The 1,031-nt window shown below is 44.4% G+C and carries 2 protein-coding genes; both read left to right on the top strand.

Going from position 1 to position 1,031, the window contains the following annotated elements; all coding sequences use genetic code 11:
- The coding region (locus tag ACFQ88_RS39610; RefSeq protein ID WP_379463439.1) for a hypothetical protein at nucleotides 1-332 on the top strand (332 nt) is incomplete at its 5' end.
- On the top strand, nucleotides 329-1,031 hold a 703-nt coding region (locus tag ACFQ88_RS39605; protein WP_379463438.1), incomplete at its 3' end, for a distal tail protein Dit. The genes ACFQ88_RS39610 and ACFQ88_RS39605, both read left to right, overlap by 4 nt.

Here is a 1,031-nt window from a genome sequence, read left to right as displayed (position 1 = left end):
ATGAGCTTGGCTTGGATTCAACGAAGAAAGACATTATGAAAGCGGCTGATACTTTAGCGGCTGCAGCCATGCCGGAGCTACCGGATCTCAAGGGGATAAAATCAAGCATGTTAAGCGTTTCAACAGAATCGAAGCCGTTAAATATTACTGAGCTTGCGGCGGCAGTAAAAAGCCTATCAGACGCCGTTTTTAATCGCCCTATAGAGGTTAACATTCCAACTATTCAAACAGCTTTAAATATCAACAGTCGGCAGTTTGCTTCCCTCACAAACAAAGACATGACAAAAGCACAACAACGCCAAGCTTTTACAGATAAGAGGCGGTACAAATGACAATGACATTTAACGGGGTATCAAAACCCTTTTTTCATGCAACGGTAGGCACAAAGCGGCCAATATGGGCGCCTATAGAGTGGGATATGGTAGAAATCCCTGGCCGTCCTGGTGCATACCCACGACAAAAGAAAATAAAAGCCCGTCCATTGCCCGTGGATGTAGTTATAAAAGGCGTTGACGACCTACAAAAAGCAAAAGAAGAGGTGGCCGACTGGCTTGTAACAGACAATCCAGGGCCTTTAGTCTTTCCTGATGAGCCTGACAGGACATACTACGCCATGATTGATGGAGAAGGGCAACTGGACGAGGTTTTTAAGTTTGGAAAGGGTACGATTAATTTTATATGCCCTGATCCCTACAAGCACGGGGCCGAAGTGGTTTTTAATGTATCTGAGACAGCGGGAGCGGTTACGGATATTAAACACAACGGGAGCGCCCCGACTTCTCCTGTAGTTAATTGCACATTCGCGGGAGCGGCTACAACTTACAGCATTGAACTATTGAATGATGATGGCAGCGTTTTTCAAGGTGTCTATGTGAAATTTAATTTCATAGCAGGCGATAAACTTACAATCGACTTTGCGAAGCGTGCGGCATTTGTTAATGGAGCAAAGAAAAATTCTGCTGTTCTAATTAAGTCGGACTTTTTCGATATTCCTAAGAAGAATGCGAAAGTTAAAGCCAGCAGTCCAAGTG

The sequence above is a fragment of the Paenibacillus sp. NPDC056579 genome (assembly GCF_042793215.1).
Taxonomy (GTDB): domain Bacteria; phylum Bacillota; class Bacilli; order Paenibacillales; family NBRC-103111; genus Paenibacillus_S.
The sequence above is the reverse complement of the archived record's forward strand: the minus strand, read 5'-3'. Positions and strand labels throughout refer to the sequence as shown.